At 72.2% G+C, this 10,146-nt stretch carries 6 protein-coding genes; 3 read left to right on the forward strand and 3 right to left on the reverse strand.

Annotated elements, in window-relative coordinates; all coding sequences use genetic code 11:
• Positions 1-136 precede the first annotated feature (136 nt).
• Positions 137-610 (forward strand): aromatic ring-opening dioxygenase LigA, encoded by a 474-nt coding sequence (locus tag CUD01_RS09700; protein WP_141320642.1) that lies wholly within the window; start codon positions 137-139, stop codon positions 608-610.
• Positions 611-839: 229 nt separating this feature from the next.
• Here the strand turns inward: CUD01_RS09700 and CUD01_RS09705 are convergent, their stop codons facing one another.
• Both CUD01_RS09705 and acnA read right to left on the reverse strand, forming a co-directional pair.
• Positions 840-4,577: a hypothetical protein gene (locus CUD01_RS09705; protein ID WP_141320644.1), complete on the reverse strand. Its 3,738-nt coding sequence runs from the start codon at positions 4,575-4,577 to the stop codon at positions 840-842.
• 173 nt (positions 4,578-4,750) lie between these two features.
• On the reverse strand, positions 4,751-7,495 hold the full coding sequence (gene acnA / locus CUD01_RS09710; protein ID WP_141320646.1) for an aconitate hydratase AcnA: 2,745 nt from the start codon (positions 7,493-7,495) through the stop codon (positions 4,751-4,753).
• Positions 7,496-7,615: 120 nt separating this feature from the next.
• Between acnA and CUD01_RS17260 the strand changes: the two genes are divergently transcribed.
• Positions 7,616-7,738 (forward strand): hypothetical protein, encoded by a 123-nt coding sequence (locus CUD01_RS17260; RefSeq protein WP_279589642.1) that lies wholly within the window; start codon positions 7,616-7,618, stop codon positions 7,736-7,738.
• 73 nt (positions 7,739-7,811) lie between these two features.
• On the opposite strand, the gene CUD01_RS09715 is transcribed toward CUD01_RS17260, so the two are convergent.
• Positions 7,812-7,985: a translation initiation factor 2 gene (locus CUD01_RS09715; RefSeq protein ID WP_094180187.1), complete on the reverse strand. Its 174-nt coding sequence runs from the start codon at positions 7,983-7,985 to the stop codon at positions 7,812-7,814.
• Positions 7,986-8,181: 196 nt separating this feature from the next.
• Between CUD01_RS09715 and CUD01_RS09720 the strand changes: the two genes are divergently transcribed.
• Positions 8,182-10,101: a carboxypeptidase regulatory-like domain-containing protein gene (locus CUD01_RS09720; RefSeq protein WP_141320648.1), complete on the forward strand. Its 1,920-nt coding sequence runs from the start codon at positions 8,182-8,184 to the stop codon at positions 10,099-10,101.
• The last annotated feature ends 45 nt before the right edge of the window (positions 10,102-10,146 follow it).

The following is a 10,146-nucleotide window of genomic DNA, read 5'->3' on the forward strand; positions in this document are numbered from 1 at the left end:
CACATGTGACCCGAGGCACATGGACCGTTGGTCCCAGGTCGACGCGTCTTCGGTGGTGAACGATCAGTTCAGCGACCCGGACCGGTTCGCCGGAGCCACAAGCTCCGACCGAGGGATCAGACAAGGACTTCACACGATGTCGACGCCGACCGCTTCCACCACCAAGCTCCCCCGCCTGCTGGGCCTCATCGTCATCATCTTCGGCGCGATCTTCTTCGTCGCCGGTGCCGCGACCTGGACCGCCGTCTCGGTCAACCTCAAGGCCGAGAACATCACGGTCGCCGACGACGCCGCGGCATTCGCCGGCGGCCGCGTCGACACCCCGTGGGAGGCCTTCTCGCAGGCCGACATCATCAAGCACCACGCGCTGGACGCGACCGGCGGCAAGACCTACGCCGAGCTCGACAAGGAGGACCCGCTGCGCGCCGTCGCGATGAACGGCTCCTTCCTGCGGGCGTCGCTGTTCACCTCGGTCGTGGCCTTCGGTGTCGCGCTGCTGGTCATGGGCCTGGGCATCGTCCTCGCCGTCACGGGTGTCGCGATCCGCAAGCTCGCTCCGGCCGACGCGGCCGCGCCGAACGCGCCGACGCTCGCCTCCTCGGCGGTCTGACGCACCGCACGTCCCCCCACGACGAGGGCCCCTCCCGCTTCCCCCGGCGGGCAGGGGCCCTCGTCGTATCGCCACGCTGTACCTCGCGTACGAGTCGTCCGGCTACGACGACCTCGCCGCACACGGCCCGGGCCGCCCGCAGCGCCACGAACCCCGGACGACTGCTGACGCGGCACCGCGTCGTGGTCGAGCACACCCGCTGGTGGATGGTGTTCGCTCCACGTCAGCTTCACGTGACCCGCAGGGTGACCGTGCTCGACGAGCTCTTGACCAGGTACCGGCTCTGCGGCCAGAACGTGGCCCTGACGGGGAACGCGCCCGTGTCGTCGATCCGGATGTCGCGCGACGTGACGCGGCCCGTCGTCGGGTAGCGGAACGTGTACCTGCCGACGGACAGCACGACGGTCCCGCTGGTCTGCGTGACGCTCTCGGGCAGCGTCAGGGCGACACGCGCCGTCACCCGACCACCGCGCGCGACCGTCGTCGGCGACAGGGACAGCGAGACCTTCGGAGTCGCACCCACCACCAGGGTGGTCCGGGCGCTGGCCGCACTCGCCGATACGTACGCCGGGGCTGCGACGGTCACTCGGACGGAGATGCGCTTGCCAACGTCGGCCGTGCCGAGCCCGTACGAGGAGGATCGCGCGCCGGCCACTGGGGACCCGTCGCGGTACCACTGGTAGGCGACCGATGCGGGCGTCGTCGACCATGTCCCCCGGCTGGCGCGCAACGTCTGACCGAGCACGGTCCTACCGGTGATCCTCGGCGCCGACACCAGCTCGAACCGGCCCTTCTCCACCGGGCCGACCGCAGAGCTCGTCCGCGACACTGCTGTATACCCCGGCTTCCTGGCGGTGACCTGGACGCTCATGCGTGCCTTGTGGTCCGCCGGAGTCAGGACGTACGTCGAACCCGTGGCGTCGGGTATGGCGGTGGCGCCTCGGAACCAGCGGTAGGTCAGCGTGACCCCGGACGGCCAGCGGCCGCCGTCGGTGCGCAGCTTCGCCCCGACGCGCGCGACGCCCGTGACGGACGGTCCTGCGGTCGGCTTGAGGACGCCCTCCTGCACGAGGACGGAGGGAGACGTGGTCGTCCTGCGCACGGCACCCTGCGTGCCCGTGACGCGGACGGCCAGGCGCGTGCCGACGTCGGCGGCGACCGGGGTGTACGTCGGCCCCGTCGCACCTGCGATCGCCTTGCCGTCCCGTAGCCAGGTCGTCGCGGAGGTGTCGGGCGGCGTGCTCCAGACCGGCGCGCTCGGCCGGACCGCTACCCCCACGCGCACCTGCTCCGGAAGCACGGGTTCGGCCAGCGCGCGGAACGTCCAGTACCCGGCGACGACGGATGCGCTGACCGTCGCCGGACGGAAGCCCTCGACGACGACCGTCGCAGTCGCCGTGAGCGTGCTCCCCTCGTCGCTCTCGCCGACGACGTAGGTCGGTCCGGTCGCCGACCTGATCGTCCAGCCGTCTCTCGCCCACCGCCACGTGACCGTGGCGTCAGCCGGCCAGCCGCCGCCGGATGCCGTGAGCGGTTGCCCTTGTCGGGCGGTTCCCTCGACCTTGGCGGTCAGCCCGGTGAGCACCCCGGGCGAGCCCATCTCCCACGTCTTCGTCGTGGACCTCGACCGGTAGCCGGCCTTGACCGGCGTCACCCGCACCCCCAGCCTGCTGGGCACGTGCCCTGGCCCCGGGGTGTACTCCGGACCGGTCGCACCGGCGACGGGGACGTCGTCGCGGTACCACTCGTACCGGATCTCGTCGGGGACGACGCTCGACGTCGTCGACCTGACTGTCACGGGGACGCCGGGCGCTCCGCCCCCGTCGAGCCACACCCGGGGCAACGCGACGACGGGCTCGTCGCCCAGGTGGACACCGGACACCCGCTCGCAACCGGTGATGGTCACGTCGTCGAAGCTCCTCGGGGGCCAGGCGCCGTCCAGAGCACTCACCCTCACGTGGTAAGTGCCGGGGACAAGTCCCTCGACCGCGAAGTCGAGATCGCCGTAGAAGGTCGTCCACGTGCGAGGAGGCAGGCGCGGGTCGTCACTCCAGAGGCGCACCTCGACGCGGTCGTGCTCTGTGAGGGGCAGGTCCAGCCTGCCTTCGAAGGTCGCGCACGAGCCGCCGACGAGCAGTGCCAGCTCCGTGGTCTCACCCGCCGTCAACGTCACGGGCGTCGCGTCCTGCCAACGCGCGGTGCTCAGGCCCTCCGCGACGTGGTACTGCGCGGGACGAGGAACGGGGTTCGGGCCCGCGTTGACGCCCACGACGAACGTCCCTGCCGGCAACGATGCGCGGAACGGGCTGGCGGTGTAGACCTGTGTCCGGTACACCGTCCGGCCGTCGACGGAGTCGAGCAACGTGAGGTCGGCGACCCCGCCGACACCCTGGACGCCATCCCCCGTGACCGTCCCCGTGAGGGACGCGGGCGGGCTCGGGTTCACGAGCACGGTCGCGCCGGAAGCCACGGGGCGGGCAGCGCTCTCCTCCAGTGCGAGAGGGCCGTCGTCGTCGACGTACCACCCGGGCGCGACCGCCCCATCCACCCGCAACCGGTACTCGCGTCCGGCGCCGAGCCCACGCACCTCCAGGCTGTCCTCACGCTGCACGCACGAGCGCGCACGTTCGAGGTCACGTGCGTCGATCGCGGTGACGCACCAGAACCCGTTCCCCCCTGCCGGGGCCGCCAGGCGCACGGAGATCCCGGCCTCCGTCAGGCCCGGGACCTCGATCCCGTGCGCCGGGGGACGGAACACGAGCGCATCCTCCTGCTCCGTGACGAGCTCGCCGCTTCCGTCCACGAACCCTTCTGCCAGGTCCGGGGAGATCAGCTGCACGACGTGCGAGACACCGGGGACGAGCCCCCGTGCCTCGAAAGAGCCGTCTTCAGCCACCGGGACAGGCTCGAAGCAGTTCGCGTACGGGGCACTGCAGACCGCGATCAGCGATCCTGCGGAGACGCCTGAGATCACCCTCCCGGAGATCGCGGCCATCGCGGCCGGGCGCACCGTGATGTCACTCCCGGCCGGGATCCGCCACGCACGCACGCGATCCGGCGTGGTCGTGCCCTCGGGACTCGCGAGGTATCCGGGCTCCAGGAGTCCGCTGGTGTCGGCCACCTCCAGGGTCGCGGTCGCCCACGAAGGGACCCGCTCCTGCGTGAACCTGCCGTCGTCGACGGGCGTCCACAGGTCCCCTACGCGCAGGTCCATCGCGGTCGCGTCCCACGACACGCCCTCGGGCAGCTCGACCCGTCCGGTGATCGGCACGTAGTGACCGACGGGGAGGACGACGCCGGAGCGCGGCGGGATCGGCGTCGGGTCATCACTCACGGCGACGCCACCGCTGAAGTAGCCGGTCGGGATACCTTGCCCCGACCACCCGAGGCGGTACGTCGCTGTGGGGTCGAGCCCGTCCAGCACGAACGTGCCGTCCGCGTCGACCGTCGTCGACACCTCGCTCGCGCTCCAGACGTTGTGCGCCGGTGACGCGGCCGCGTGCACCGTGACCTCCGTCGGCGCCACGCCCGGGGCATCGGACAGGTCGAGCACGCCGGACATGGCGGCGGCGGCTCGAGGCCGGAGGACGGGCCGCTCACCCGGCGCCACTGGGCGTGCGTACGAATGCTGGGGCGTGAGCGGGAGCGCGTCGCCCTCGTAGTAGCCGGTCAGGACGGCCTTGTCCGGCCATCCGAGGCGGAGCTCGTAGCCTGCCCCTGTCACCAGGCCACCCGCGGTGAACGCACCGTCCGCACCCACAGGCGCGCTCGTCCGGGGCCACGGGTTGTCCGGCTCGTACACGTGCACGGTGGCACCGGCAGCCGTCGGGACGCCGGGCGGTGGGACGACGGTCCCGGACAGGACGGCGTCGCCGACGCCTGTGGCCGGCGTGAGACCCACCAGGCTGAGGACGATCGCGGCGACGAGTGCGACGACCGCCCGGCGCGTTCGAGTCAGATGATGCACCAGGATCCTGTTCGTCGGGCGGCACCCGCGCGCCGCGACCGATGGGAGTATCCCAGGCACCGTGCTCGGGGACCTGCCACTCTCGGTCGGGATCACCCGACCGGATGACGTCGCGACGAGGCCCGCCTCCCGCGGGCGCCGGAGGCGGGCCTCGTCGTCGGTGCGTGAGTGCGTCAGGCGACGCCGGCGACCTGGCGCAGGACGTACTGCAGGATGCCGCCGTTGCGGTAGTAGTCCGCCTCACCGGGGGTGTCGATGCGCACCACGGCGTCGAACGCGACCACGGTGCCGTCGGCCTTCGTCGCCGTGACCTTGACCGTCCGCGGCGTCACGCCGTCGTTGAGCGCGGTGACACCGGCGATGTCGAACGTCTCCGTGCCGTCCAGGCCGAGCGAGTCGGCGGACTCCCCCTCCGGGAACTGCAGCGGCAGGACGCCCATCCCGATGAGGTTGGAGCGGTGGATCCGCTCGAACGACTCGGTGATCACCGCACGCACGCCGAGCAGGCGCGTGCCCTTGGCGGCCCAGTCGCGCGACGAGCCCGAGCCGTACTCCTTGCCACCGAGGACGACCAGCGGGACGCCCGCTGCCTGGTAGGCGACCGACGCGTCGTAGATCGTCGTGTCCTCGCCCGTGAGGAGGTTCTTGGTGAACCCGCCCTCGACGCCGGGCACGAGCTGGTTGCGCAGCCGGATGTTCGCGAACGTGCCGCGGATCATGACCTCGTGGTTCCCGCGGCGCGAGCCGTAGGAGTTGAAGTCACGACGCTCGACGCCGTGCTCGGCGAGGTAGACGCCGGCCGGGCTGTCCGCCTTGATCGAGCCCGCGGGGCTGATGTGGTCGGTCGTGACCGAGTCGCCCAGCTTGGCGAGCACGCGCGCACCCGAGATGTCCGTGACGGGCTCGGGCGTGGCGCCCATGCCGTCGAAGTACGGGGGCTTGCGCACGTACGTCGACTGCGGGTCCCACGAGAAGACGTTGCCCTCGGGCGTGTCCAGCCCGCGCCAGCGCTCGTCGCCGGAGAACACGTCGGCGTAGTCGTCCTCGAACATCTCGCGGTCGATGGACGCGTCGATCGTGGCCTGCACCTGCTCGGGCGCGGGCCAGATGTCGGCCAGGAAGATCGGGTGCCCGTCCTCGGTGCGGCCCAGCGGGTCGGCCTCGAAGTCGAAGTCCATGGTCCCGGCGAGCGCGTACGCGATGACCAGCGGCGGCGACGCGAGGTAGTTCATCTTCACGTCGGGGTTGATGCGACCCTCGAAGTTGCGGTTGCCGGAGAGCACCGCGGCGACCGCCAGGTCGTGCTCCTGCACCACGGCCGACACCTTCTCGTCGAGCGGACCGGAGTTGCCGATGCACGTCGCGCAGCCGTAGCCGACCAGGTGGAAGCCGAGCTTCTCGAGGTACGGCCACAGGCCGGCCTTCTCGTAGTAGTTCGTCACGACCTGCGAGCCGGGCGCCATCGACGTCTTGACCCACGGCTTGGCGACGAGGCCCTTCTCGACCGCGTTCTTCGCGAGCAGCGCGGCGGCCATCATGACCGACGGGTTCGAGGTGTTGGTGCACGACGTGATCGAGGCGATCGCGACCGCACCGTGGAACAGCTCGAACGCGCGGCCCTCGCTGTCCGTGACCGAGTACGTGCGGGTCGCCGACGACGAGATCGCGGGCGAGTCCGACGCCGGGAACGACTCACGCTCGGCCTCGTCGACCTGGTTGAGCTCGGGCGCGTAGGTCGGCAGGTCCCGCTGGAACTGCTCCTTGGCCTTCGAGAGCTCGATGCGGTCCTGCGGGCGCTTCGGGCCGGCGATCGACGGCACGACCGTCGACAGGTCGAGCTCGAGGTACTCCGAGAACACCGGCTCGGTGTAGCCCTCTGCCGAGGGGTCGAGCCACAGGCCCTGCTCCTTGGCGTACGCCTCGACGAGCGCGAGCTGCTCGGCCGAGCGGCCGGTCAGGCGCAGGTAGTCGATCGTCACGCCGTCGATCGGGAAGATCGCGACGGTCGAGCCGAACTCGGGGCTCATGTTGCCGATCGTCGCGCGGTTCGCGAGCGGCACGGCCGCCACGCCCTCGCCGTAGAACTCGACGAACTTGCCGACCACGCCGTGCTGGCGCAGCTTCTGGGTGATCGTGAGCACGACGTCGGTCGCGGTGACGCCCGCGGGGATGGTGCCCGTGAGCTTGAACCCGACGACGCGCGGGATGAGCATCGAGACGGGCTGGCCGAGCATGGCGGCCTCGGCCTCGATGCCGCCGACGCCCCAGCCGAGCACGCCGAGGCCGTTGACCATCGTCGTGTGCGAGTCGGTGCCGACGCACGTGTCGGGGTACGCCTTGCCGTCGCGGACCATGACGCCGCGCGCCAGGTACTCGATGTTCACCTGGTGCACGATGCCGGTGCCCGGCGGGACGACCTTGAAGTCGTCGAACGCGGTCTGGCCCCAGCGCAGGAACTGGTAGCGCTCGCGGTTGCGCTGGTACTCGAGCTCGACGTTGCGCTCGAACGCGTCGGCGCGGCCGGCCACGTCGATCTGCACGGAGTGGTCGATGACCATCTCGGCCGGGGCGAGCGGGTTGATGCGCTCCGGGTCGCCACCGAGCTCGGCGACGGCCTCGCGCATCGTCGCGAGGTCGACGACGCACGGGACGCCCGTGAAGTCCTGCATGATCACGCGCGCGGGCGTGAACTGGATCTCCGTGTCGGGCTGCGCATCGGGGTCCCACGTGGCGAGCGCCCGGATGTGGTCCGCCGTGATGTTCGCGCCGTCCTCCGTGCGCAGCAGGTTCTCGGCGAGGACCTTGAGGCTGAAGGGCAGTCGCTCCAGTCCGGGGACGGCGGACAGGCGGTACACCTCGTACGAGGCGTCACCGACCTGCAGCGTTCCCTTGGATCCGAAGCTGTCGACGGTGCTCACGGGCGGCTCCTTCTGGGGCGAGTGCGCCGGGGACGGGGTCCTCCGGACCGCAGGGCGTCGATGCCAGCCTAGGCCGTGACGACGCCGGTGGGACGACCAGTTATCTCGACGTCAAGATACATGGTCGAAGGGCCTTCGCGCACGTCCGTCCCACGGCGCGGCGCGCTCGGCAGCGCCCCGCCGGGCACGATCACGAGCACGAGCGCGAGCGCGAGCACGGACGACGAGCACGTGGACGACTAGCACGAGGGCCGGGCGTCCGCAGCCGCCCGGCCCTCGTCGTCGCGCGTCAGCCCGACCCGGCTCCCCCGCCGGCTCAGTGCTCGCCGTCCGCCTTCGCCGCCTGGGCCGCCTCGGCGGCCTTGCGCTCGGCCTCGACGGCTCGCTGGTGCGCGCGCTGGTCGTACTCCGGCGTGCCCTGCTTGAACAGCTCCTCCGTCGCGACGCGACGCGCCTCGGCCAGCTTGTGGGCCGCGTCCTGCTCGCTCATGCCCGGCTCCTCTCGGCTCGTGTGCGGCCCCGGCCGGCACCGGCCGGGCCCGCCTCCACGCTAGGCGTGCCCGCGCCCGCGCGCACGGCAGCGACGCCCCGAACGGCGCACCACCGATACCGTCGGCGCACCACGGTCGGGTGAACCGTGCGTCGCGGGACGAACCCGGGCCTTTCGTGCCGTGCACGCGCATACGATGACGCAGCCCCCGAGTGCCCTGGCCACGACGACCGACCCTGAGGACACGACCGTGCACCTGCCCGACCGCCCCCGCACTCCCCTGCGACGACGAGGCAGGACCGCGTCCGTCGTGGTCGCCCTGCTCCTCGCGACACTGGCCCCGGCGCTGCCCGCGCACGCCGCCGACACCATCTCCGTGTCCGGCCGCGTGACCGACGAGGCCGACCAGCCGATCGCGGACCTGGTCGTCTCGATCAGCCCCGACGGCGGTGGCCGCGTGCTGTCGGCCACGACCGCGAGCGACGGCCGGTTCACCATCGCGGCCGTCCCGCCCGGCCGCAGCGAGCTCTCGGTCGACGACGACTGGGCGGCCGAGGACCTGTGGCGGCACCAGACGTGGGACGGCACCGCCGGGGTCGAGGCGTGGACGACGTTCGACACGGGCACGAGCGACCTGACGGGCGTGGCGTTCCGGTTGCGGCCGACCTCGGGCTTCGTCGGGCACGCGGTCGACGAGCACGGGGCCCCGCTCGAGAACATCGCGTGGGACGTCCTCGAGCAGCACCCGGACACCGGTGCGTGGCTCGGCCGCCAGTACGGGCCGCTGCTGACCGACGAGGGCGGTCGCATGTGGTTCGCGGCGGACCCCGGCACGACGTGGCGGCTCTGCTTCACCGACTCCTGGTACCAGCCGACCGACGAGGGCATGGGCAGGTGGACGCCCGCGGTCCGCCACACCGACGGGTGCTGGGACGCGGGCGGCGGGTCCGGCGTCGCGCTCGCCGACGCGAGCGACATCTCGTTCACGGACGTGGGTCAGCGCGTGGACGTCACCGTCGTCATGCCGACGGCAGGCAAGGCGCTGACCCTCGGCTACCCCGCGATCGTCGGCAGCACGGACACGGGGACGACGCTCACCGCGTCCCCCGGGACGTGGGGCCCCGGCACGGTGAGCCTGAGCTACCGCTGGTACACGTACTCGGAGGCCGGTGGGCGCGAGCAGATCCCGGGTGCGACGGCCGCGACGTTCACGACGACGAGCGCGCAGCAGGGCATGCAGGTCGGCGTCGAGGTCACGGGACGGCGCAGCGGGTACGCGACCGCCACCCGGCTCACCTCGCTGGGCCCGATCGGCCGGACCGCTCCGACGGTCACCTCGCCGCTGACGATCACGGGCACGCCCGCACCCGGCCAGACCCTCACCGCGTCGCACGGCGCCCTCTCGCCCGCCGGTTCGTCGGTCTGGTCCGAGTGGTACGTGAACGGCGTCCCGGCCGGCTACGGCACGACCTTCGCCGTCACGGCGGCGCACCGCACCGCGACCGTCGAGGTGCGCGCCCGGTTCACGGCGAGCGGCGGTGGCGAGCGCCTCGCGACGGCGAAGGTGCGGGTCCCGGGCCTGGCGTTCACGCCCGCGACCCCGACGGTCGCGGGCACCGCGGTCGTCGGCCAGACCCTCACCGCGAAGGTCGGCACGTGGTCGCCGACCCCGACGACCCTCACCTACCAGTGGTACCGCGGGAGCACGGCGATCAGCGGGGCGACCGGCAAGACCTACACGCTCAAGGCGGCGGACCGCGGCGCGAGGGTGAAGGTCAAGGTCACGGGCGCCCGCGCGGGCTACGACACGGCGTCGCGCACGTCGGCGAGCACGGCGACGGTCAAGGGCGTCCTCGTGCCCGCGACGCCGACCGTGAGCGGCACCGCGAAGGTCGGCCGGACGCTCACCGCGAAGGTCGGCACGTGGAAGCCCTCGGGCGTCACGTTCACCTACCGCTGGTACCGCAACGGCACGGCGATCTCCGGCGCGACGGGCAAGACCTACGTCGTGGCGAAGGCGGACCGTGGGGCGCGCCTGCACGTGCGGGTCACGGGCTCGCGGTCGGGGTACGTGTCGCAGTCGCGGTCGTCGGCGAGCACCGCCAAGGTCGTCTGACCTGCTCGCGCGCTGCGACGCCCGCCGGCCCAGGGGCTCGGCGGG

Source organism: Cellulomonas uda (assembly GCF_006538705.1).
GTDB classification, from domain to species: domain Bacteria; phylum Actinomycetota; class Actinomycetes; order Actinomycetales; family Cellulomonadaceae; genus Cellulomonas; species Cellulomonas uda.

Coding starts and splice junctions, on each gene's coding strand:
- CUD01_RS09700 (WP_141320642.1), top strand. CDS start 137: ATGTCGACGCCGACCGCTTCCACCACCAAGCTCCCCCGCCTGCTGGGC.
- CUD01_RS17260 (WP_279589642.1), top strand. CDS start 7,616: ATGGTCGAAGGGCCTTCGCGCACGTCCGTCCCACGGCGCGGCGCGCTC.
- CUD01_RS09715 (WP_094180187.1), bottom strand. CDS start 7,985: ATGAGCGAGCAGGACGCGGCCCACAAGCTGGCCGAGGCGCGTCGCGTC.
- CUD01_RS09720 (WP_141320648.1), top strand. CDS start 8,182: ATGACGCAGCCCCCGAGTGCCCTGGCCACGACGACCGACCCTGAGGAC.